The organism is Methanomicrobiales archaeon HGW-Methanomicrobiales-1, assembly GCA_002839675.1.
GTDB lineage: Archaea > Halobacteriota > Methanomicrobia > Methanomicrobiales > Methanospirillaceae > Methanoregula.
In genome coordinates this window covers 85241-106532 of record PGYM01000002.1, presented here as the reverse complement: position 1 = coordinate 106532, position 21292 = coordinate 85241, and the positions used below count along the sequence as shown (strand labels likewise).

The window sequence follows — 21292 nt, the reverse complement described above, 5'->3', positions numbered from 1 at the left end:
TGCCATATTTTTACGCACCAGCTATGATCGATTCAAAAAATCGACTATCCAAAAGTGGTCGAAGAATGTAGATAAATCTTCTGAAATTAGCCCGAAAAAAAGGGCTTTTTATTGGAGATTCTAAATTCTGATCTATATACTCTTTATTAAGATTAACAAAATGTTGTGTACTTAATTGCCCGGTTTCTGTGCGCTCTGTTTACTGGAATTAATTTAGAAAATTTATTCAATACCCATCATACTACCATTGTGGTACCGGAGGTTATGATATGGAGATCAACGGAGTTACCATTGACAACGAATTTGCAGAGGCATTCCCGACATGGGTATGCCGGGTGATCATCACAGCAGTCACCATGGAATGGGCAAGGAAAGCAGCAACAGAAGCAACCGGCTTTGCAACATCCGCGATCGGGTGCCCGTGCGAAGCGGGGATCGAACTGGAACTTGACGGTTCGCAGACTCCTGATGGCCGCCCCGGTGTCTCGATCCTGATCTGTGCGGGTAAGAAGAAGATCAAGGATCAGGTTGTTGAGCGTCTCGCTGAGTGTGTACTGACTGCACCAACCACTGCAGTCTTCAACGGTATTATCGACTCAGAAGAGAAGATTCAGGTCAAGCTCCACTTCTTTGGAGACGGTTACGAATACCAAAAAGAAGTTGGCGGCAGGAAGTGCTGGGTCATTCCGATCATGGAAGGAGAATATATTGGTGAGGAAGAGTTTGGCATTGTCAAGGGTGTTGCTGGTGGCAACTTCTTTGTGATGGCAGAGAACCAGATGGCAGCCCTCATCGGTGCGCAGGCCGCAGTGGACGCAATTGCCAAGGTGCCCGGCACCATCACCAGCTTCCCCGGCGGTGTCGTTGCCAGCGGTTCAAAGGTTGGCAGCCTGAAATACAAGTTCATGCCCGCGTCAACCAACGAGAAGTACTGTCCGACCCTCCGGGAAAAAGTCCCCGACTCCAAGGTCCCAGCCGGGATCAAAGGTGTGTATGAGATCGTCATTGACGGTATTGACGAGAAGTCGGTTGCCGCAGCCATGGCAGCGGGAGTCAAAGCCGCAGCACTGGTACCGGGAGTGAAATTCATCACTGCCGGCAACTTTGGCGGCACGCTCGGACCGTATAAGATCGAGCTCCACAAAATTCTCTAATCTTTTTTTTCGTTTTTCCCGGATTATTATATTACTAACGTTTCCTGCCACGTATCGATCGCTATAAATACTGTTATTGCCGATTCTGTTGTTAACGAAATTTTCGGCGATAACATGATCACCCTGAAGCCCGACGACGTAAAAAAGCGTTTTGGACCGCTTTTTGCCCAGAAATTTCTTGTAATGGTCGATGAACGTGCCGGCATAGCAGAGATTCTTGAACAGTGCCGGGCACGCGGCACGATTGAATGGGATGCGATGAACCGCAAGCGTGCCGGGGGTGCAGTCACCGGTTGCGATGTGGAGGGAACATCCATGACCATCCATGCCCGGCTGGGCCGTTTTTCAGTGAACTTCGGTGCAGCCGCGGGAGATATCGGTGGGCAGGCACTCGAAGGAGTCGAGATTGCCGGTGATGAGGTGATCACTTCATGGTCCGGTATCGCCGGCGCCGGTGTGGGAATTGCCGCATGCCTTCCGCAGGCTCCGGGGGTCATACGAGCGGAATATCCAACAGAGGATGACTTGATAGTGGGCGGGGCACGGACAAACCGGGTCCGGATTGTCTCCCCCCGGTACGAGAAGCTCTGCTTCGGCATCGATGACACAGATACAAAAACCGAGGGTGCGACCTGGGTAACCGCGCTCAAGTGTGCAGAGGCATGCACTATTGAGGGTGTTGAATTTTTGAACATGCGCCTTGTCCAGCTCAATCCCGCCGTTCCTCACAAGACTACGAACTGCGTCGGTTCAGCACTGAATTTTGCGGTCAAACCCGAAAAGATCAAAGAATTACAGGAATACATCTGCACGTTTGTACAGGGACATACCTTTTCTCAGGATACGGGTATTGCCTGTTATCGTGGCATCGGATTTCCGATTGAATCACCCGCTTTCAAATGGGTCAAGACAGAGATCCTGACCCTTGATCAGGCTGAGCGGGAGGCAAAGACATTGGGGATTGAATTTCTTGATACCAATGGCCGGAAAGGACGGATCGGTGCACTGGGTGCAGTGCTCTGGGGCAACATGGGTATAGAGGCGGCAGGATTGTATGGAGAGCATTGACGAACCCTATGTAATCCACTACCCGCAGATCGTGGCGGTGGCTGATGAGACCGGCAGCCGGGTGGAACTGATCGAATTTTTTGACTGTGTGGGTGGTGCAATGTGGTCGAAACACCATTATGCCCAGAGCCCGGTGGTGGAGGATGTCCGCAGCGTGGGTGCAACCATGCGGTATCTCTTAAAACCGCAATCGGTGGATCTTGCACTGGAAGGCTCGCGATTCCCGGCGGGTATTTCGGCATGTACTGTTGACGAATCGGAGATTGCGGTCACCTATATCGGTATGGGTGGTGGCGGAGTTGGCGCTGCCTCCTGCCGTTCGGATGCACGCGGAGTCCTGCGGAGCCGGAGCGATCCTGCGGGTGGAGGAAAAGTTGCCGGCGCTACCATCTGGATGCCCCGGATGCAGCGGATGCTCATTGGCGTTGATGACACCGATACTCCTGAAGACGGGGCAACGTGGACACTGGTCCATAATATAGCAAAAGCCGTAGAAGATGAGCATTCAGTCTATCTCTCGCACACAATAGTCCAGCTCTTCCCGGTCGCTTACCGGACCAAGAACTGCGTTGGGCTTGTCGCAGAGTTTGCGACAACTGATCCTGCCGGGCTTACCGAACGGTTCCACGCTCTTTTGAAAAAATACACCCTTTCCCAGAAGACCGGTATGGCCGTATACACCGGTTTTTCACCTTCAGATGAACTGCTCGCATACGGCCGGAAAGTGAAACGTGGCGAGGTCCAGCCGGGACTGATTGAAGAGCTCAGGGACAAGAACTTAAAGATCATCATGAATGGGCGGGGTATCACCGGGGCGGTTGCGGCCATTCCGTTTTTCACCCGGTACGAGGAGGCACTGGAATTATGCAGTGGACCGATCTAAAAGCCCGGCTCCTTTCTCTTGGTTCAGCCCGGCTTACCGGTGAACCTGCGGAACCGTTCATCGCGCGTTCAGCCGCAGGGCCGGGTGCCGGAGGGAGTGGTGCTGTATTCTTCGCCATGGGTGACCACCGGGTCAAGCTTGCCTTAAACCCACTCAGCGCAGTGGAGATTGCTCACCGGGGCAATGGTGTTGCCGAACTCTATTTTGAGGGGGCGCTCATTCCGGGCAGGCTCCTTGAGCCGGGATGTCACTGTCCCGACCAGGCGTTCATCACGGTGACCGGCAGCTGCATCTTCCACTGCCGCTACTGTCCTGTACCAACGTTAAGTGGTAAACGAAAGACAATTGAGGAGATTACGGGAATGGTCGAATCCGTCCGGTACCGGATTAGTGCAATCTCCATTACGAGCGGTATACTTGAGACGATCGAAGAAGAAGAATCCTATGTGCTCGATGTGATTAAGCACCTCCAGATTTACGATCTCCCTATCGGTGTCTCGATCTATCCAACGGATCAAACTCCTGAACGGCTCAAGGCACTTGGTGTGATCGAAGTGAAGTTCAATATCGAGGCAGCAACCTCTGCTATTTTTGCAAAGCAGTGCCCGGGGCTTGATTATGAGATGCTCTGGAGAGTGCTCGACCATTCCGTGGAACTTTTTGGTAAAGGGAGGGTCTTTTCCAACGTGATTATCGGTCTCGGCGAGACTGACGGGGAGATGGAGGCCTGTATCAGACGACTGACTTCTCACGGGATAATTCCGGTACTGCGCCCGCTCAACCCGGTTGCTGAGCTCACCGGTACTCCCCGCCCATCAGCCGAACGGTTGAAAAAGATCTTTGGTATCCATGAACGCGAACTTGCAAAAGCTGGGCTTGACCCGAAAGAGGCGCTTACGATGTGTTCGAACTGTGCCGGTTGCGATCTTGTACCGGGGAGAGATTAGATGAAAGGCATTGATATGATAACAAAAGCCCTGCTTGCATGCACTGACCGGCAATATACCGTTCCGGGATTTCCCGTAACTGAACTTGGTGCAAAAACCCGTGCGGAGATGGTAATCAATGAGAAAACAGCACTCGAATACGCGCTGGGCGATTCGCTGGAAGGACGACGGGCCGCGGTAATCATCAAGAATGTGGGCGTGAATGCCTGTGCGGATCCCCTGCTGCAGGCAGCTGCCCAGGGCCTTATCGGAGGAGTTCTTCTTGTGGCCGGTGATGATCCCGAGGCAGAGGGATCGCAGACTGCACAGGATTCCCGGTATTACGGCGAGCTGGCGGAACTTCCCGTGATTGAACCTGATATCTCCACCTGCTATGCTGGTGTTGAAGCGGCGCTTGCTGCATCAGAGCAGTTCTCCCGGGTCGCGATACTCAGGCTGACGCCTGGAATTATGGATGCAGAGGTGACTGATTCACCAGTTCCCCGGCAAAACGGGAACGGTCGGCTCTCTGACCGGTCCTGGACAATGAACGGGCGAATAACGGCTGCTGAGGAACTCTATCGGACCATGTTTGACTGGTCGAATCGTTCTGCATTAAACCAGTGGAAGGGAGAGCCGGCAGGAGTCGGAGCTGCAACGGGAAATACCCGGATTGTTACCGTCCATCCCCTGCCGGAACGGGCAGTCCAGGTCATGCAGGTAAACGAGATCGGCCGGACCTTTGTCCGCGATCACCGCGGTCTGCAACCGCCGGTTCCGCAGCAGCACCCGCAATCAATGGATGACCGGGGTTTTTACAAGACGTTCTGTAAAGATTGCCCGTTCAAGTCCATGATGAACATCCTCAAAGAACGGCGGATGAACATGATCTGTGATGCAGGCTGTTCAATCCTGGGCATGACAGCCCCGTACGAACTGGGCATTGCCAGTTACGGCATGGGTTCAAGCATTGCGGTTGCGGCACGGAGCACAAAAGTTGCCCTGATTGGTGACTATGCAATGCTCCATTCCGGCATGAATGCCCTGATCGATGTGTACGAGAAGCGGCTTCCGATGCTCTGCATTGTGATGAGCAACAACTGCACGGCGATGACCGGCAAACAGACCTCCTATAATCCGGTTCCCTATCTTATGTGGGCAGACCCGGTGATCTGTCGTGCCGAGGATGAAGAGACACTGAAACGCGAGCTCGTGGTGACGGACACGCCCCGCACGCTTGTGGTAGAAGGTACCTGTCCGGAAGGGAGCAGTCATGAAATCGTTAAATATTGAGATCTGTGATGTAACGTTGCGGGACGGGGAGCAGACACCCGGTGTATCCTTCTCCTGCGAAGAGAAAGTGAAGATTGCGACCCTTCTCGATGAGATCGGCATAGAGGTCATCGAAGCCGGGTTTCCTGCAGTCTCCCAGAACGAAAAACAGTGCGTCAAGACAATAGCAAACCTCGGCCTTGATGCCCGTATCTGCGGCTTTTCGCGGGCACGGGAAGAGGACATCCAGACTGCCATCGACTGCGATGTCGCCATGGTGAGCATCTTCATCCCTACCTCAGAACTGCATGTCCGGCTCAAGTTCAAAAAAACCCGGGATGAGGTGCTGGAAGACTCCTTAAAGATGATCGATTATGCCCGGGATCACGGCGTTCAGGTGCGGTTTGCTGCCGAGGATGCATCCCGGACCGATCTTCCCTTCCTCAAGAAAGTCTATCGGAGTGCGGCGGACCACGGTGCAGTGCTGCTCAGTTTTGCCGATACGGTTGGCTGTCTCATTCCCTCTGAAATGGACCGGATCATGACCGATCTCGTAGCCTCAGTTGACGTGCCGTTCTGTGCCCATTGTCACAATGATATGGGCTGTGCAGTGGCAAACACCCTCACGGCTGCCGAAGCCGGAGCTTTCCAGCTCCACACTACGGTAAACGGTATCGGTGAACGGGCGGGAAATGCTTCGCTTGAGGAACTGCTGGTTGCCCTGCGGATGAAGAAGGGGATTGACCGGTATGACCTGTCCCGGCTGACCGAACTCTCGCATATGGTTGAAAAATTCTCCGGCATCACCCTCCCCCGGAACAAACCGGTGACCGGCGAACTGGCATTCTCCCACGAGAGCGGGATCCATATCGCGGCGATTCTGAAAGACCCTGTTTCCTATGAATATTTCACCCCGGAGATGGTGGGAAGCGAACGAAAATTCATCTTAGGGAAACATACCGGCAGGAAGGCACTCGAGTATGTCATGGAATCGCTCGGCTGCGAATGTACTGATAAGCAGGTATGCCGGGTGCTTGACCTGGTCAAGGATCATTCCGAACACAAATGCAATATCACACCGGATATCTTACGAAAACTGATCAAAAAAGCACAGCAGGAGAGTGAATAATGGCAACATTATCGGAGCGGATTCTTGGCGGAAATGCCGGTGATTATGTGGACCGGAAGGTAGACCGGGCTTATGTCCATGATGGCACGGGTGTCCTCACGCTCGAGGCGTGGAAACGCATCGGGAGTGACCGGCTCACGGATGCGACCCGTCTCTCGATGCTCTTTGATCATATCGTTCCCGCAAACAACAGCAACACGGCATCGCTCCAGCATGAACTGCGTGAATTCGCCCGTGGTTCATTCATGCATTTCACCGATATTGGCTGCGGGATCTGTCACCAGATCATGAGCGAGGGCGTCGTGCTCCCCGGTGAGGTCGTTGTTGGTGCAGATTCGCACAGCTGCACGCTGGGTGCGTTCGGGGCGTTTTCGACTGGTGTCGGGGCAACGGATATGGCGGCAATCTGGCTGACCGGGGAGACCTGGTTCCGCATTCCGGAGAGTATCGGGATACACCTGTCCGGTTCATTCTCCGGTGCTGCGGAAGCAAAAGATCTTGCCCTGACGTATGTGAGCAGGCTGGGTATGGACGGCGCTACCTACAAGGCACTGGAATTTATTGGTGACGGGGTTGTCGGACTCTCCATGGAAGACCGGCTCGTGCTGAGTAACCTTTCGGTCGAGACCGGGGCAAAGACCGGGTTGTTCTATGCCGATGATATGACCGTGCAATATCTCGCCCGGTCAGGACAGGTTGTGCAACCTCAGGTACCTGAACCCTGCACCTATGCGCAGGAACTCTCTATTGACCTGTCGGAGATTGTGCCGCTGGTCTCGGTGCCTTATCGGGTTGACACGGTCAAACCCGTGCGGGAGATTGCCGGACTTCCGGTTGATCAGGTTTTTGTCGGCACCTGCACGAACGGGCGGTATTCCGATCTTGCGCGGTTCGCCCGTATCGTCCGGGGAAAGAGCGTGGCGGTGCGGACGATTGTGGTTCCCGCCTCCAGGGCAGTACTGGCAGAAGCAATCCGGACCGGAGTGCTTACCGATCTGGTGAATGCCGGTTGTACTATTGGTACACCCGGCTGCGGCCCCTGTCTTGGCTCGCATATGGGTGTGCTGGGTGAAGGGGAGGTCTGCCTCTCCACGGCAAACCGGAATTTTAAGAACCGGATGGGTGTTGGTGGAACGATTTACCTGGGTTCGGTAGCTACGGCAGCAGCCAGTGCGCTTGAAGGCGAGATCACCGAACCGGAGGTGTGCTGATGCAGGGCAAAGGGCGTGCAGTCTGCGTAGGTCCAGATATAGATACGGATCTTGTTATCGCAGGGCGGTACCTGCGGACAAAGGATCACAGCATCTGGGTTGAGCATGTGTTCGAGGACTTGGATCCCTCGCTTGCTCCTCTTCTTGACGGGTCGGTGATCGTGGCAGGAAAGAATTTCGGCTGCGGTTCATCCCGGGAGCAGGCGGCGATCGCGATCCGTGAGGCCGGGGTTGCTGCGGTGGTTGCACCATCGTTTGCCCGGATCTTCTTCCGGAATTCAATTAATGTCGGGCTTCCGCTCATCGAATGTGACTTCTCCTGCACAGAAGGATGTCTCGTAACGTTTGATCTTTCCGAAGGATGGGTTGAAGCGGAGGGAAAGAGACACTCCATCCACCCGCTTTCCCCGCGGATGCAGGCGATCCTCTCTGCCGGTGGACTGGTGGAGTACTGGAGGAGCAAGAAGTGATCTTTCCCGAGCAGTGTAAGCAGGTGGGGTACGCAACAACAAAACCCTGCGGCGATCTTGTGTATTTCCTGAGCCGTTACCTTGTCCATGACACCGGTACTGGCTTCGAACTGCTTGAAATTACACCTGATCCCAGCGGAAACGGTATGATGCGAAAACCCCTTGCATCAAAGGTGATCGCAACAGCGAAGGAGACCTACCGCTATCCTGAAAAGGTGCAGATCAATGATCGTGCACTACTGGTGGAGCTTGCACTGGATACGGGATACCGGTGCACGATATTTACCGGGCTGGATGAACACATGACCTTCGTGGTCGATCCCGATCTTTCGGGATTTCTTAAGATCCATGTCTACGATGTATCCCCGCCCCGTCCGAGCCTCTCTGCCTGTCTCCGGGAATTGCAGGCAGCGGGACTCTTCGGCGAACTGTCGATCACGTTCTGCCATCACATCCGGGATATCAAACAGGTCAAAGCAGATGTCTACCCCTGCCGTGCTGCAGGATATACTAAAACACTTGATGCTGATCCGATGCAGGGTGGCGAGACGGTGGCCGGCTGCCTGACCGGTTCGCAGTTCTACACCGAATGCTATGGAAAGGATTTCGCGCTGGAAAATATTTGTCCCCTTGAGTCCGTGCGGGAAGAGCCGTTCATTGCCCGCTGCTGCCGTTCTGAACGCGAGGGAATTGGCATGTATAACGGGAAGTTTGGCGCTGTTGTGCACTGGGGTGCAAATCCCTCCCGCATTGCTCATGCGGTGGAAGACATGGTGGCGCAGTGGAGGGCACGATGACACGAATCGCGATAGTGGAAGGGGACGGGATCGGCCATGAAGTGATCCCGGTTGCCCGCAGTGCGCTCGAACTGCTCCATCCCGAGTACGATTATTTCACGGTTGACGTAGGGTATGGCATGTGGGAGCGGACCGGCTGCCCGTGTGCCGACAAGGAGATCCGCGAGATGAAGGATGCGGATGCGATCCTGTTCGGGGCGATCACCACCCCGCCGATGAAGGATTACCAGAGCGTGGTGTTGCGGATAAGAAAAGCGCTCGATCTATACGCTAACCTCCGTCCGGTAAAGGATGGCGGGTTCGATATCATGATCGTGCGGGAGAATACCGAAGGTCTATATTCGGGTATTGAACAGAACAGCCCGGATCGTGCGACTACGCTTCGGGTGGTGACCCGGGCAGGTTCGGAACGGATCGTCAGGATGGCAATCAAACTTGCCCGGCAGCGGAGGAAACTGCTGACGATCGGCCACAAGGCGAACGTGCTCAAATCAGATGTGCTCTTCCGTGAGATCTGTATTGCCGAGGCAAAGGCAGCCGGGGTGGCGTATAATGACAAGTTTATCGATGCCCTCTCGCTCGATGTGCTCCAGCATCCTGCATCGTATGATGTAGTTGTCACGACCAACATTTTCGGGGACATCCTTTCGGACGTTGCCTCGTATCTTGTCGGGGGGCTGGGACTGGTTCCAAGTGCAAATATCGGTGAGCGGTATGCCCTCTTCGAGCCGGTGCACGGCAGTGCCCCGGATATTGCCGGGAAGAACCTTGCCAATCCTATAGCCACCCTGCGGAGTGCAGGAATGCTCTTGACCCATGTTGGGGATGCAGAGGGAGAGAATCATATTGAATCTGCGATACGGTCCGTGCTTGCACAGGGAATAAAGACCCGGGATCTCGGCGGTTCGGCAGGAACGCGGGAGTTCGGGGATGCGGTGCTCCGCGTGCTGGAACAGACGGGCAGGCGTTCCTGATGTTCGCACAAAAACAGGATTCCGGGCACATACCGGTAACTGAGGGGATTACCCGGAAAACACTGGTCCATGGAGAACATACCCTCATGACGGAATTCGTGCTCAGGAAGGGTGCCCTTCTTCCCGCCCACCGGCATCCGCAGGAACAGACCGGGTACCTTGTTTCCGGCCATATGTTTCTCAATATTGGCGATGATGTGCATGAGGTCCGGCCCGGTGACAGCTGGATAATACCGGGGAATGTGGAGCACCGGGCAACGATTGTCGCTGATTCGGTGGCAGTCGAAGTATTTTCTCCCGTCCGTGAAGATTACCTGCCGGGATAGCAAACCATTCTGGTTAGTGTTTTTCTTTCTATTTCTTTCCCAGCCGCTCGTTCCGGAACTGGATCAGGGCATCGCAGAACTCACCCAGGTACTCCTCCATCGAGAGACTGCCTTCCTGGAATGTGCAGTCGCCCTCCTCGATCACCTTGTTGATGATGTCCCGTGTGGGAAGGATCAGGTCGATAGGTACTCCTGCCTGCTCCGAACCCCGGATAAGGGCTTCGCGGAAGAGCCCGATCGAGTACGCGATGCGGTATTTGTACACGTCCCGGGTCTTCTCCAGATAGCCGGCTACCCGCTCGGTTTCGATGCGGAGGAAATCCTCCTTGACCTTCTCGTCATTGCATTTCCCGAGCATGTACTTGTAATGGGCATACGGGTACATGGTCTCGAGTTCGGCAGGCACAATCCCGCAGGTCCCGAAGATCACGATGTGATACTGGGAAGGATCCAGCACCTGCAAGATGATCATCCGGATCAACTGGTGGCTCGGGCTCGCACTGTAGGGTTTCCGCACCGCACAGGGCATGAAGATCGCGATATCTTTGGGGGCTACTTCATATTCATCGATAATGTAACGGTACGACTTCTCAAACTCCGGAAGATAAAAGGGGGGATCGGTCAGGAGCGGAGTTTCCTCCTTATCCTGTATATCAGATTTTTCCGGAGTATCCATAACTATACCATACCAGATCGTTGCGGGAATACAAGAATCAAGCGCAAAGGACAATGCAGGGATTTCAGGACCGGCCAGCGATAATCATATCCTTTGCAAATGTTCGATGACCTATTCCGGCATGGGCAGATATCCTCATCTCCTCGCGGTGAGGGAACCGTACTACCCTTTCCAAAGTTTTAATCAGGATTAGCAGGTAAACGATAATTCAGCAGAAAAACCGGCGAAAAAATGTTCGAACAATTCATTGAACACGATACCAATGGCGTCCTGAAAGGGCTCACGCTCGAATGGAAATGCCCCCATTGCGAAGGACTCAACTTCAAGCTCATCTTAAAAGAACAGCGGAATATGGGAAATTATCATACCCGCTGCCGTTACTGTAAGGCAAAATACCTGGTCGATTACCCCAAACCCGAACGTGCAATCGAGGGTGAGGAAGAGTTCCTGGAACGACTGTCCCGTGAAGATTTTACTCATGAAGAAGAATTGGACATGATCAAGGATTTTGCGGAAATTGCGGCACTGAAAGTCGATCAGGCACCCCTTGGGGTCATTAAAGAGAAACAAAAAGCCCTTGAAGAAAAGATTGCCTTTGCAAAACGGCGCAGAAGGCTATAATCCGGATGCCCTGAATTCTGAAAGATAACCCCCGTTCCCCGGATTATTCACCAAATCCTGCCAGGATTGGTAAAGTCTCCTTTTATCTCAGTGATTGGGGCATAACCGGACACAAAAATCCGTACAATAAACCCTGTGATCACGTCAGGCAAACTCCACAAGTTATATGTGTTCAGAAATAATACCCCATCAATACCAGTAGTATTCGGCTAAAGCGATAATGGGGAATACAGGTACATGAACGGGAAACCCGGCTATTGGTTGCCGGTTAAAAATCCCTTAATAAAACGAGTGCATTATGGAATTTACCGCAGTACAGATGGATGCGTTGCAGGAACTTGCCAATATTGGTTCTGCACATTCGGCTACCACGCTCTCGCAGATGCTCAATACCAACATCGGCATGAGCGTGCCGAAGATTGATATTATCGATATCTCTAAGGTGGGAGAATTTCTTACCGATGAATTGACCACCATGGTCATCTTTGAGCTCCAGGGCGAGATCCCCCATGGGGGATTTTTAGTTCTGCATTTCCCCCGGGATTCTGCCAAGCGGACCGCAAATATTGTGCAGGGAATCGATTCACAAAGTAAAATGGTACCATGGCCTTCCGAAGTCGAACACCCTTTCAGCGAGATGGACCAGAGTGCGATTATCGAAGTCGGAAATATTATGGTCTCATCATTTTTAAGCGCTGCATCTGATCTCATTGGCCTCGGGATGCTCCCCTCACCTCCTGTCTTGGTAGTTGACATGGCGCATGCGGCCATCACCTCCCTGATCGCTCAGATGACCGTTGAAGTGGACGATGTGATCCTCTTCAAAGTCAAACTGACCTCGGATGAGCACAAGATCGCTGGAAATATTCTCATCTTCCTTGAAGTTAACACGCTCCAGCAGATTGCGTTGAGACTCGAAGCAATGATGAAAAATGAATCGCCCGTATAAGGACAGCGATCTTTAAAAAGACTCCCGGATTATATCCTCAAAAAATCCTATCCCTTTTGGCAAAACACTCTGGCCGGTCAGGAAATTCCCGGATTATTCCGCAATCTATTCAAGACCCCCCGTATGATTATTATGATTAAGAGTGTGGTGCGGGATGGAACCGGTTGTCCTGGGAGGATTGGTATTACCCTTCATCATCCTTATCGCCCGGATCGTTGAGACCAGTCTTGAAACGGTCAGGACGATCTATATCAACCGGGGACATGCGAACCTTGCCGCATGTATCGGTATCATTAAAACCGGTATCTGGCTGCTCTCAACCGGTCTGGTGCTCACCAACCTGTCGGATTACTTAAACCTCTTCGCTTACCTTGCAGGCTATGGTCTCGGGACACTGCTCGGTATGGAGATCGAAAAGATGATCTCCTTGGGGTATGTGATCGTCCGGATCTTCATCCCGGTTGATCCCCGGCCGCTCATCACCGAGCTTGCCACCCTCGGGTATGGTATGACCCGAATCGAGGGAACGGGCAGTTTCTCCTCTACCGTGACAATTGTCTTTATGATTGTGCCCCGCTCGGAATTAGGAAGGCTGATGGGCATACTCTCACGGGAATATCCGGACATTCTCTACACCGTAGAAGATGTGCGCAATATAAAGGAAGGTGCAAAGATCTTCCACAAGGATGCAAAGGCCCGGATCCTAGGATTCTTCGGGTTCTGATCCCTGTTGTTCTGTTTTTCCTCAAACCAAAGCTCTATGCCTTGTCTCATCCACGTAAGTCGTTAACAGAAGATAAAGGATGAAAGGGAAATGAACGGTCACGAGACAATTCCTATTTACCATGCCCGCACGGGAAAAACAGAACAGGTACCTCCGGTGGTAAAAACCGATGAGGGGTGGCGGGCGATTCTGACTCCGGAACAGTTTGAAGTGGCGCGAAAACAGGGCACAGAATACGCATTCACCGGAAAATATCATGCATGGAAAGAACATGGCATCTATACCTGTGCCTGTTGCGGCACTGATCTGTTCGAATCGGCTGCCAAATTTAATTCCGGCACCGGCTGGCCCAGCTTCTCTGCTCCTGTATCCGGGTTAAATATCCGCACTCACCAAGATACTTCGGGCGGGATGTCACGCACCGAAGTGCTCTGCGCCCAGTGCGGGGCACACCTTGGCCATGTCTTTGATGATGGTCCTGCGCCAACGGGCAAGCGGTATTGCATGAATTCGGCGGCACTGGATTTTTACAAAACCTCCTGACAATCCCGGTAGATTTTTTTACCCAACTCTTTTTATATTGCTTATCCCATAGCAGAGCAGGTGAATGGATCTATGGGAAAAATTTCAGCAGGCAGGAATGTCTTTGTGTATCCCATGTCGGTTACCTTACTTGGCACACTGGTGGACAAAAAACCCGATTTTATGGCGCTAGGGTGGATCACACGCGTCAATGCAGACCCTCCTACGGTTGGCTGCGGTGTCGGGCGCCACCATCATTCAATCCGGGGCATTGAGGAGAACAAAACGTTTAGCATCAATTTCCCATCGGCAGAAATGATGGAGAAGACGGATTATTGCGGGCTGGTTTCGGGAAGGAATACAGACAAGGCAGCACTCTTTGACGTGTATTACGGTGAGTTGAAAACCGCTCCTATGATAGCCGAATGTCCGCTCTCCCTGGAATGCCGTTTGCAGACTACGGTGGAAAATCCCACCAATAATTTTTACATTGGAGAAATTATTGCCTCATACACAGAAGAGAAGTATCTCACTGATAGTAAACCGGATATAAAGAAGTTAAACCCGCTTCTGCTTACCATGCCGGACAACCGTTACTGGACCGTTGGCGATTGTGCCGGTAAAGCGTGGAGTGCTGGGAAAAAACTGGTGCATGAATAAAATGTCGGAATATTCCTGATGATCTACAGTAAGATGAACAAGAACGACTGGATTCCTATCGATCCCGGGTTTAGGCTGCGACGCGACAGTGTTTCTGAGGTTGTATCGTTATTTAGATTCTGACGTAGGTGTTTTCATGCGCATTGGCTATCCCTGCATAAACCGCTCGATCGGCTGCACTGCATCGAATACTTTCCGGCTGGCATCCTATTCAGAAGAACGGCTGAAAGAAACGGTAAGTAAAAACCTTGCTTGCCTGTCCCGGATTCTCGCATACAATGTCATGCACGGAATGCTATTTTTCCGGATCACGTCCGATCTCGTGCCATTTGCCTCGCACTCGATCTGTAAGTTCCCCTGGCATGAACACTTTGCAGGTGATTTCCAGCGTATAGGTGAATACATCCGTGAAAACAGGTTCCGGATATCCATGCATCCCGATCAGTTTGTGCTGCTGAATGCCCTCGACAAGGGAGTGTTGCAAAGGAGTATTGCCGATCTGGTGTACCAGGTGCAGGTGCTCGACCTGATGGGCCTTGACGGGGCTGCAAAAGTCCAGATCCACGTCGGGGGTGTGTATGGCGACAAATTGCTCAGTATGGACCGGTTTGCCGACCAGTACGAACTGCTCGATCCGGTCATTAAGAACCGGCTCGTGATCGAGAATGATGAGCGGCTGTACACGATCCGCGATTGCCTTGCCCTGCACGAGCGGACCGGCATCCCTGTTATCGCGGATTCGTTTCATCATGCACTTCATAACAACGGGGAGCGTTTCTCTGACCTGCTCAGATCCCTTAAAGCAACCTGGAAAACACATGATGGCATACCAATGGTTGATTACAGCTCGCAGGAACCGGGAAAACGGGTGGGGGCACATGCCGAGCATATTGTGCCCGAGGAGTTCCGGCAGTTTCTCCATGAAACGATGCTGGCAGATTTCGATATCATGCTCGAGATCAAGGATAAGGAGAAAAGTGCCCTTTCAGCACTTGAGATTGCCCGCAGTGATCCCCGGCTGGTCATAAGAAAGACAACCAAAACGTGATCTTATCAGACTTCCCCACCCAGATTACTGCGACATATGGATTTCCTGACACCTGTTGTGATCGGCATTGGCCTCTCCATGGATTGTTTTGCCGTATCGCTTGCCATTGGCACGACCACAAAAACCCGACTGATTTACGCTGCCGTAATCATCGCGGTCTTTTTTGGTGTGTTCCAGGGAGGGATGACCGTCATTGGCTGGATGGCAGGATCATCTGTCATCGGGTATATCTCGGCGTATGATCACTGGATTGCATTTATCCTGCTTGCCATCGTTGGCGGGAAGATGATTTTGGAGGGTGTACGAGGGGGCGAAGAGGAGGCCCATATTGAGGTTGTCCAGCTGGTCCCGGTGATCGTTTTATCCCTTGCAACCAGCATCGATGCCCTAGCTGTGGGAGTAAGTTTCGGGGTGCTCCAGACCGCAGTACTCATTCCTGCCATTATCATGGGTTTTGTCTGTTTTGCAATCTCGTTTGCCGGTGTGATGCTTGGTGAGCGGCTCGAAGATATTCTTGGCAAAAAAATGGAGATTATCGGAGGCATTATCCTCATCCTGATCGGTATCAACATTCTTGCAGAACACATGGTTTGGTAAATAATCCGTTTTTCCTGCACGTCGCAGGAATGCCCTGATGCAGGAATAAATATTGAACCAGAGTACTAAAACAGTAAAGGAAAAAAAGATGGGATGCGTTTTGAGCATCCACGTTTTTCGTTTTTTCACTTACCACACTTCGGGGAACGCCATGTTGGTATAGACGTCCTCGAGCCGGGCCTTGTGGCCGCGTTCCATGTTCGCCAACTGGGAAAATAGCAGCTGCGTCTCAATGTCCTTTGACAGGTTGGCAAGTTGCGTATACATTTGCACTGCTTCAAGTTCTTTTTTGATCGCGATAACAAGACCCTCAAGAGGTTTCATATCAACACTCAGGGCTGGTGTCGCGAGAGAATCTCCTACTTTGTAATCATGACTTGGATCAAAGTGCATCTTTGCAATATCTTTTGTGAGCATTCCCTGCAGGAACTCGCGGTGTTTTTTCTCATCTCCGGCAAGCTCGGTAAACAGTGACTTTAAAGCTGAGTCCTTTACCTTGTCTGCAATGCCACGGTAAAACGTGTACGCTTCAACTTCCCGGTCGATTGCCATAGATATGATCTTCTTTGCATCGTCTGTTTTCATTGTTACACACCTCTTTTTTTAGAATATTACTATTAGTATATTTAATAACATTGGTCCACCCCAAATAGGGTGAATATGCACCCGTTCTGGCCATTTATCATCAGAAGATTAGCGAGTTCTGTCGTCAATTTCTCGTTTAATGCCTGTTCGGTGGACATATTTCCTGAAATCTCTCAACTCCCGTTTGTAGGTCCATGCCAACTGTTTTATCAGATACTCTCGTGAACACTACATAGACATGGACGCAGATGACCGTGCAGAGATCGAACAGATTCTCGGCTATCATTTCTTTGAACCGCAACATCTGATTCGGGCACTTACGCATCCTGCGTGTGCCAATGAACTGCTCCAGCAGAACAAGCGGTGCATGGATCAGGAAGCCTACAGTACGCTCGGAGATGCCGTACTCAAGACAGGGCTGATTCTCTATCTCATGGAAAAAGGCCTTGAGACCAAAGGAGAGATCACGGTAAACAAGGAACTGGTTGAGAAGAACGAGACCCTTGCAAAAGTTGGCAAACGGTTAAAGATCAAACGGTTCATCCGCCTGGGGCGTGGCGAGAAAGAACTGATGCGGCTTGGAGAAGAGACGATCCTTGCCGATACCTTAGAAGCCCTGATCGGTGCCATATTCCTCGACAGCGATGCAGGTTTTGGCGTGGTAAAACAGTGTATCGGACTCTGGTTCGAACCCGAACTCAGAAAAATCAAAAAAGGGGCAGTAACCAAACCGGCAGAAATCCCGCTTATCAGTCGTCCGCTTTCATCCCCCAGACGTGGAGCACCCAGAGCAAAGAAACTGCAGTCGCGATCACCGTGGAGAGGATAAGGAGCGGCAAGTACCACCATTGTGCTGCCATCGTCCCCTCCATGATCCCGCTCCCTGCGATAGTGGCGATCGTGTTCGGGACCAGGAATGCCGTACCGAGCACCGTGAGGTACGCAGTAACGAGAGCGAACCGGTTGTTCATGCTCTGGAGCTGATTGTTGTAGATGCTCTGCATCACTTCAAGCCCTGAAGAGAGTACGTTCGACATCTGTTCCGAGAGCTCGATATGCCGGTCAATGTTATCCGACAGGATTCCAATCCTGCCTAAGAGTTTTTCATTGTTAGTGATCAGGTCCGCATCCCCGTAGCGCAGGGAATCGACCACGTCTTTTGTCGCCCAGAGCACGTTTAAGTAATCGATCAGCACGTGTTTCATCCGGTAAATGTCATGGGCGATCTTTCTCTTGGCTAAATTCTCCTCAATCAGGGATTTGCTGATCTGGTCACCATGCATCTCGATCTCGCGGAGATACTCGAAGTTCCGGTCATTGTTCTCATCGATGATACGTTCGAGAACCATGGTTATTTTGTCCACAACCGGCTCTTCTGCAATCTTTTTGAAGAACTGCGGAGCATACCGGGAAAATCTCAGGAGCCGGTTGATCTCCTGGCTGTGGAAGGTTAAGATGAAATTGTCGCGGATAAGGACAAAGAGCGGGTGAACGGACATCTTCTCTGCCTTAACCGTTGCGGAAGGGAGCATAATGCCCAGTTCGGTATCGTAATCTTCGTATGCAGAGTAAAAACCCGTAGTCAGTTTCGGAATCGGGATCTTGGAGAATCCGGCATCCAGTGCGATCTGCTCGATCTCTTTCTCATCATCGCTGGTGCTGCAATCTATCCATGCGATGCTGGCATCACGGATTGCGGTAAGATATTCTTCAAGAGGTCGGTCCACCAACCGGTCAATCCGGCCATCCTTGCTAAGAATAATACAGAAACTCAAAGGGATGGGGCCCGAAATCTGGGGTATCTGGGGAGTACTCTGCATTTTCATAGTGTCGCCACATACAAACCGGTCGTGAGCTTGACCGTATATCGTACGAATTATTGATATCTTAAGGGTAAATAAGTGGCTGCTCGTGCAGGATGATTCGTATTATCGTCATGAGATGGTTCGTCGGAATGCTTATTATCCTGCATGTTCCTGTCAGGTTATGGATAATCGCAGGTCCATGCTCCCGGCAGTAATTCTTATTGTTCTTCTCATATCCAGTGGGTGTACCACAAACGTGCAGTCGTCATCAGTCCCAGACTCCCCAACCCCGGGACAACCCGGATACCCACAGACCCCCTCCTCTGCACCTTCAGATGCTTTTACGCTCACGGTCGATTCACTTGTTTCGGGTTCGGCTCTCCCGGAAGTCTATAGCTGCAAAGGTGCAAGTGAATCTCCTGCCGTTTCATGGGTGGGCGTTCCTGTCGGCACGAAAAGTCTTGTGCTGATTCTTGAAGATCCCGATGCATCCTCCGGGACATTTACCCATTGGCTTGTCTACAATATTCCCGTTGGTTCCAACACTATACCCGGCGGCCAGACCGCCCGGAAGGTGCTTGAAAACGGAGCACAGCAAGGGGACACCAGTGCCGGGTCGAGAGGATATTATCCACCCTGCCCGCCCATCGGGACAACACACAGGTACATATTCAGGCTGTATGCTGTCGATATTGATATCACCCAGCCGACTGCTGACCGTGAATCGATCGACATGGCATTACAAGGGCATACAATCGCAAAGGCTGAGTTTTTAACAACGTTCACACGGTAATCATTTTTTATTCCGAATTGTTCCGGACTGATATGGCAAAAACGATCGCGACTGCAATGCACAGTAAGAAACTGACAAAAAAACCATAGACATACCCTGCCGCCATAACAACAATACCTGTTACCAGCGGACCTGCTGCATGCCCGATGTCCATCGTCGATGATAATGCCCCCATCGATGCCCCGATCTGCTCTTTTCTTGCAACATCAGCAACGTATGCACTGGTTGCTACGGTAGACAGGGACATGCCAAGACCCAATACCGCACTCACCATAACGACCGTAAAAAATTCCGAGGCAAAAGGAATGCAGACCGCAGAACATGCCAGGATGATGAGCCCAACAGCGATCTGGATGCGTTTATCGTAGTGGTCGGCGAGTGTTCCAAAGAATGGTTTGGTTCCGGCAATGATCAATACCTGCACCGCAAAGATGATGCCAATAAGGTAAACACTGATGCCCCGGGATGCGAGAATGAGGGGGAGGAATGTCTCAAATGCCCCGAACGTAAAATAGGTTGCCATATCGACGAGTGCGGTGGCACGGAGCCGGTTATTGGAGAAGAACGTGGCAAAACTCTCACGGAAAGTCGAGACCGGGAGCAGGGTTAACGGTGCTGAACGTTCTTCGCGATACATGAGAGTCAGGACGAATACCGGTACGGCTGCAAGCGCCGCTGCAACGTATACCATCCGGTAGGGCAGCAATCCGGGGTACATTATGAACGCGGAGAGGATGATCCCTCCTGCAAGCGGTGCAACGGTCCGGCCAATGAGTGTCGCCGATGAGTACTGCCCGAGCATTGCACCTTTATTCTCCGGGAATCGCTCAGCGATAACGGCAGAGATGACCGGCCCGAGAATTGCCGTGGCGGTACCGTGAAAGAACCGGACCGGAATGAGCCAGAGCGGATCGAAAATGAGCAGGTAGAGAAGCGGGGCCGATAAAAACACCAGCCCCGAGGTGATGAGCAGTCTTCTTCTCCCGATGTGATCCGACAAGACGCCGATGGGAAACGAGAACAGGATACCGGCCAGCGGGGATACCGCCGCAACAAGCCCGATCACCGCATCGTTTGCCCCGATAGCTTGAGAGAAGAGGGGTAAAACCGGATTTTTTGAGATCGTTGTTGAAAAAATTGCAAAGAACCCGAGCAGGAACAGGTAGTACATCATCCGGCGGTCCGGTAAGATGCGTTCTATCGGGCGGAACATTGGTTGCGACATTGCTTTTTATCCCCGGCATTGGTGTTCATCAGAAATATGGGTGCTAATCCAGGCAGCGCGGTATGAAACCCATAATGCTAATAGGAATTACTACGTAAAAATCACGTATGAAGAAATCTGTTTCCCTTGGGATCGCAATCCTTACTCTTGTGGTGCTGGCAGCACTCCTTGTGCTTCCTGTTTCCGGTGCAGTCGATTCACCGGCAACAATTCCTGTAAAGCCATTTGTCAGTGTCAGTATTTCACCGGTAGTTCCTGTCGTTGGTGACACCGCTTATGTCACTGGGGTAGCTGAAGGCGGGAATCTAACTGCCGGTGTCCAGATATGGGTATTTGCCGGGAATTATGTCAACGTCACGACGGTGCCGCTCAATGCAGACGGATACTCTTACAAACAGAGTTACCAGACCGCCCATCTGCCCCCGGCAACGTACTATGTTTTTGTCCAGAGCCCGGCTATGGATGGACAATTTGATATCGACTTTATCGAATCCGGTAAATATACCGGAGAGGTCGTCAACACCAGGACCAACACGATGATTTTCAACTTCACGGGAGTCGGTAGTGTCCATGATAAGGATACAATGCAAGCTCTCTCTGATGCACTTAACCAGCCTGGAATGGACGACGTATACAGCAAGGCTGCATTCCAGCTGGTTGCTCCTGGAGCCATACCCCTGGAAACGACAACTACTCCCGCTGTTCCGGCAACAACCACAGCAAAATCTCCCCTCCCTGTTGAAGTAACGGCAGGTGCACTCGTGATCAGCGGGTGTTGTGCTGCCTTCTGCATGCGAAAAGCACAATAATCTTTTTTCTTCTTTTGAAGTATTCTGGCATATCCCGTATTGGAAAAGTTCATAAATCCGGAAACAAG

25 protein-coding genes are annotated in these 21292 nt (G+C 51.9%); 21 read left to right on the top strand and 4 right to left on the bottom strand.

Features of this window, described 5'->3' with window-relative positions:
- The first annotated feature begins 269 nt into the window (after positions 1–269).
- From fhcD to CVV30_06615, 11 genes are all read left to right on the top strand, one after another.
- Positions 270–1154, top strand: coding sequence for a formylmethanofuran--tetrahydromethanopterin N-formyltransferase (gene fhcD, locus CVV30_06665; protein ID PKL69252.1), 885 nt, complete (start codon positions 270–272; stop codon positions 1152–1154).
- Positions 1155–1268: 114 nt separating this feature from the next.
- Positions 1269–2222, top strand: coding sequence for a tRNA(Ile2) 2-agmatinylcytidine synthetase (locus tag CVV30_06660; protein ID PKL69251.1), 954 nt, complete (start codon positions 1269–1271; stop codon positions 2220–2222).
- Entirely contained in the window at positions 2209–3105 is an 897-nt protein-coding gene (locus CVV30_06655) for a hypothetical protein (GenBank protein PKL69250.1), read from the top strand. Before CVV30_06660 ends, CVV30_06655 begins: the two co-directional genes overlap by 14 nt.
- Positions 3087–4052, top strand: coding sequence for a radical SAM protein (locus tag CVV30_06650; GenBank protein ID PKL69249.1), 966 nt, complete (start codon positions 3087–3089; stop codon positions 4050–4052). Before CVV30_06655 ends, CVV30_06650 begins: the two co-directional genes overlap by 19 nt.
- On the top strand, positions 4053–5324 hold the full coding sequence (locus CVV30_06645) for an indolepyruvate ferredoxin oxidoreductase (protein ID PKL69248.1): 1272 nt from the start codon (positions 4053–4055) through the stop codon (positions 5322–5324).
- Positions 5305–6432: a homoaconitate hydratase gene (aksA, locus tag CVV30_06640; GenBank protein ID PKL69247.1), complete on the top strand. Its 1128-nt coding sequence runs from the start codon at positions 5305–5307 to the stop codon at positions 6430–6432. The genes CVV30_06645 and aksA overlap by 20 nt, the downstream gene beginning before the upstream one ends.
- A complete protein-coding gene (locus CVV30_06635) occupies positions 6432–7643 on the top strand; it encodes a 3-isopropylmalate dehydratase large subunit (GenBank protein PKL69246.1) in 1212 nt (403 codons plus the stop codon). The genes aksA and CVV30_06635 overlap by 1 nt, the downstream gene beginning before the upstream one ends.
- Positions 7643–8113 (top strand): 3-isopropylmalate dehydratase, encoded by a 471-nt coding sequence (locus CVV30_06630; protein PKL69245.1) that lies wholly within the window; start codon positions 7643–7645, stop codon positions 8111–8113. Before CVV30_06635 ends, CVV30_06630 begins: the two co-directional genes overlap by 1 nt.
- The gene (locus tag CVV30_06625) at positions 8110–8910 is read left to right on the top strand and encodes a hypothetical protein (protein ID PKL69244.1); all 801 of its coding nucleotides are present in this window, start codon (positions 8110–8112) and stop codon (positions 8908–8910) included. Before CVV30_06630 ends, CVV30_06625 begins: the two co-directional genes overlap by 4 nt.
- Positions 8907–9884, top strand: a complete 978-nt coding sequence (locus CVV30_06620; GenBank protein ID PKL69243.1) for an isocitrate dehydrogenase — start codon at positions 8907–8909, stop codon at positions 9882–9884. Before CVV30_06625 ends, CVV30_06620 begins: the two co-directional genes overlap by 4 nt.
- The gene (locus CVV30_06615; GenBank protein ID PKL69242.1) at positions 9884–10210 is read left to right on the top strand and encodes a cupin domain-containing protein; all 327 of its coding nucleotides are present in this window, start codon (positions 9884–9886) and stop codon (positions 10208–10210) included. The genes CVV30_06620 and CVV30_06615 overlap by 1 nt, the downstream gene beginning before the upstream one ends.
- A gap of 28 nt (positions 10211–10238) precedes the next feature.
- Here the strand turns inward: CVV30_06615 and CVV30_06610 are convergent, their stop codons facing one another.
- Positions 10239–10886 (bottom strand): tRNA-ribosyltransferase, encoded by a 648-nt coding sequence (locus tag CVV30_06610; protein ID PKL69241.1) that lies wholly within the window; start codon positions 10884–10886, stop codon positions 10239–10241.
- Between the two features lie 231 nt (positions 10887–11117).
- Between CVV30_06610 and CVV30_06605 the strand changes: the two genes are divergently transcribed.
- The 7 genes from CVV30_06605 (at position 11118) to CVV30_06575 (ending at position 16007) form a co-directional block, all read left to right on the top strand.
- On the top strand, positions 11118–11507 hold the full coding sequence (locus tag CVV30_06605; protein PKL69240.1) for a hypothetical protein: 390 nt from the start codon (positions 11118–11120) through the stop codon (positions 11505–11507).
- A gap of 298 nt (positions 11508–11805) precedes the next feature.
- Entirely contained in the window at positions 11806–12456 is a 651-nt protein-coding gene (locus tag CVV30_06600; protein PKL69239.1) for a chemotaxis protein CheC, read from the top strand.
- Positions 12457–12610: 154 nt separating this feature from the next.
- A complete protein-coding gene (locus CVV30_06595) occupies positions 12611–13180 on the top strand; it encodes a hypothetical protein (protein ID PKL69238.1) in 570 nt (189 codons plus the stop codon).
- A 90-nt stretch (positions 13181–13270) separates the two neighbouring features.
- Positions 13271–13723, top strand: coding sequence for a peptide-methionine (R)-S-oxide reductase (gene msrB, locus CVV30_06590; GenBank protein ID PKL69237.1), 453 nt, complete (start codon positions 13271–13273; stop codon positions 13721–13723).
- A gap of 72 nt (positions 13724–13795) precedes the next feature.
- Positions 13796–14362: a flavin reductase family protein gene (locus CVV30_06585; GenBank protein ID PKL69236.1), complete on the top strand. Its 567-nt coding sequence runs from the start codon at positions 13796–13798 to the stop codon at positions 14360–14362.
- Between the two features lie 136 nt (positions 14363–14498).
- Entirely contained in the window at positions 14499–15410 is a 912-nt protein-coding gene (gene uvdE, locus CVV30_06580; protein PKL69235.1) for a UV DNA damage repair endonuclease UvsE, read from the top strand.
- Between the two features lie 36 nt (positions 15411–15446).
- Positions 15447–16007 carry a manganese efflux pump MntP gene (locus CVV30_06575; protein PKL69234.1) on the top strand — a complete coding sequence of 187 codons (561 nt, stop codon included), beginning with the start codon at positions 15447–15449 and terminating at the stop codon, positions 16005–16007.
- Positions 16008–16136: 129 nt separating this feature from the next.
- Here CVV30_06575 and CVV30_06570 read toward each other — a convergent pair whose 3' ends face one another.
- Complete coding sequence (locus CVV30_06570; GenBank protein ID PKL69233.1) at positions 16137–16592, bottom strand: ferritin; 456 nt, start codon at positions 16590–16592, stop codon at positions 16137–16139.
- Positions 16593–16830: 238 nt separating this feature from the next.
- Here CVV30_06570 and CVV30_06565 point away from each other — a divergent pair, with 238 nt between their 5' ends.
- Positions 16831–17421, top strand: a complete 591-nt coding sequence (locus tag CVV30_06565) for a dsRNA-specific ribonuclease (protein PKL69232.1) — start codon at positions 16831–16833, stop codon at positions 17419–17421.
- On the opposite strand, the gene CVV30_06560 is transcribed toward CVV30_06565, so the two are convergent.
- Complete coding sequence (locus CVV30_06560; protein ID PKL69758.1) at positions 17342–18412, bottom strand: magnesium transporter CorA; 1071 nt, start codon at positions 18410–18412, stop codon at positions 17342–17344. The two genes, CVV30_06565 and CVV30_06560, sit on opposite strands and share 80 nt — an antisense overlap.
- Before the next feature lie 121 nt (positions 18413–18533).
- Between CVV30_06560 and CVV30_06555 the strand changes: the two genes are divergently transcribed.
- On the top strand, positions 18534–19190 hold the full coding sequence (locus tag CVV30_06555) for a YbhB/YbcL family Raf kinase inhibitor-like protein (protein PKL69231.1): 657 nt from the start codon (positions 18534–18536) through the stop codon (positions 19188–19190).
- A 7-nt stretch (positions 19191–19197) separates the two neighbouring features.
- On the opposite strand, the gene CVV30_06550 is transcribed toward CVV30_06555, so the two are convergent.
- A complete protein-coding gene (locus tag CVV30_06550; GenBank protein ID PKL69230.1) occupies positions 19198–20403 on the bottom strand; it encodes an MFS transporter in 1206 nt (401 codons plus the stop codon).
- Between the two features lie 119 nt (positions 20404–20522).
- Here CVV30_06550 and CVV30_06545 point away from each other — a divergent pair, with 119 nt between their 5' ends.
- On the top strand, positions 20523–21224 hold the full coding sequence (locus CVV30_06545; GenBank protein PKL69229.1) for a hypothetical protein: 702 nt from the start codon (positions 20523–20525) through the stop codon (positions 21222–21224).
- The last annotated feature ends 68 nt before the right edge of the window (positions 21225–21292 follow it).

Coding starts and splice junctions, on each gene's coding strand:
- fhcD (PKL69252.1), top strand. CDS start 270: ATGGAGATCAACGGAGTTACCATTGACAACGAATTTGCAGAGGCATTC.
- CVV30_06660 (PKL69251.1), top strand. CDS start 1,269: ATGATCACCCTGAAGCCCGACGACGTAAAAAAGCGTTTTGGACCGCTT.
- CVV30_06655 (PKL69250.1), top strand. CDS start 2,209: ATGGAGAGCATTGACGAACCCTATGTAATCCACTACCCGCAGATCGTG.
- CVV30_06650 (PKL69249.1), top strand. CDS start 3,087: ATGCAGTGGACCGATCTAAAAGCCCGGCTCCTTTCTCTTGGTTCAGCC.
- CVV30_06645 (PKL69248.1), top strand. CDS start 4,053: ATGAAAGGCATTGATATGATAACAAAAGCCCTGCTTGCATGCACTGAC.
- aksA (PKL69247.1), top strand. CDS start 5,305: ATGAAATCGTTAAATATTGAGATCTGTGATGTAACGTTGCGGGACGGG.
- CVV30_06635 (PKL69246.1), top strand. CDS start 6,432: ATGGCAACATTATCGGAGCGGATTCTTGGCGGAAATGCCGGTGATTAT.
- CVV30_06630 (PKL69245.1), top strand. CDS start 7,643: ATGCAGGGCAAAGGGCGTGCAGTCTGCGTAGGTCCAGATATAGATACG.
- CVV30_06620 (PKL69243.1), top strand. CDS start 8,907: ATGACACGAATCGCGATAGTGGAAGGGGACGGGATCGGCCATGAAGTG.
- CVV30_06615 (PKL69242.1), top strand. CDS start 9,884: ATGTTCGCACAAAAACAGGATTCCGGGCACATACCGGTAACTGAGGGG.
- CVV30_06610 (PKL69241.1), bottom strand. CDS start 10,886: ATGGATACTCCGGAAAAATCTGATATACAGGATAAGGAGGAAACTCCG.
- CVV30_06605 (PKL69240.1), top strand. CDS start 11,118: ATGTTCGAACAATTCATTGAACACGATACCAATGGCGTCCTGAAAGGG.
- CVV30_06600 (PKL69239.1), top strand. CDS start 11,806: ATGGAATTTACCGCAGTACAGATGGATGCGTTGCAGGAACTTGCCAAT.
- CVV30_06595 (PKL69238.1), top strand. CDS start 12,611: ATGGAACCGGTTGTCCTGGGAGGATTGGTATTACCCTTCATCATCCTT.
- msrB (PKL69237.1), top strand. CDS start 13,271: ATGAACGGTCACGAGACAATTCCTATTTACCATGCCCGCACGGGAAAA.
- CVV30_06585 (PKL69236.1), top strand. CDS start 13,796: ATGGGAAAAATTTCAGCAGGCAGGAATGTCTTTGTGTATCCCATGTCG.
- uvdE (PKL69235.1), top strand. CDS start 14,499: ATGCGCATTGGCTATCCCTGCATAAACCGCTCGATCGGCTGCACTGCA.
- CVV30_06575 (PKL69234.1), top strand. CDS start 15,447: ATGGATTTCCTGACACCTGTTGTGATCGGCATTGGCCTCTCCATGGAT.
- CVV30_06570 (PKL69233.1), bottom strand. CDS start 16,592: ATGAAAACAGACGATGCAAAGAAGATCATATCTATGGCAATCGACCGG.
- CVV30_06565 (PKL69232.1), top strand. CDS start 16,831: ATGGACGCAGATGACCGTGCAGAGATCGAACAGATTCTCGGCTATCAT.
- CVV30_06560 (PKL69758.1), bottom strand. CDS start 18,412: ATGCAGAGTACTCCCCAGATACCCCAGATTTCGGGCCCCATCCCTTTG.
- CVV30_06555 (PKL69231.1), top strand. CDS start 18,534: ATGGTTCGTCGGAATGCTTATTATCCTGCATGTTCCTGTCAGGTTATG.
- CVV30_06550 (PKL69230.1), bottom strand. CDS start 20,403: ATGTTCCGCCCGATAGAACGCATCTTACCGGACCGCCGGATGATGTAC.
- CVV30_06545 (PKL69229.1), top strand. CDS start 20,523: ATGAAGAAATCTGTTTCCCTTGGGATCGCAATCCTTACTCTTGTGGTG.